The 332-nt window shown below is 67.2% G+C and carries 1 pseudogene; it reads left to right on the forward strand.

What is annotated here, in order from left to right:
• Positions 1–332 (forward strand): annotated as a pseudogene (locus QSV46_RS39280) (IS5/IS1182 family transposase); the annotation flags it as partial.

Raw genomic sequence — 332 nt, forward strand, 5'->3', positions numbered from 1 at the left:
GGCCAAGGCCGCGCTGGAGGCCGAAGCCAAGGCCGCAGCCGAGGCGGAGCGCAAGGCACGGGCCGAAGCCGAGGAGCGCCGCATCGCCGAAGGGGGCAAAAAGAACGGCAAGACGTCCGCGCCGCCGAACACGGAGCCCGACGGCAAGGCGCAACGCAATTTCACCGACCCGGAAAGCCGCATCCTGAAGACCAAGGACGGTTACATCCAGGGCTACAACGCCCAGGCCGCGGTCGATGGTGCCCATCAGATCATCGTGGCGCAGACGCTGACCAGTTCCTCCAGCGATCAGGCGCAACTGGCGCCGTTGCTCGACGGGATCAGGGCCAATC

The organism is Bradyrhizobium cosmicum, from assembly GCF_032290525.1.
Lineage (GTDB): Bacteria > Pseudomonadota > Alphaproteobacteria > Rhizobiales > Xanthobacteraceae > Bradyrhizobium > Bradyrhizobium cosmicum_A.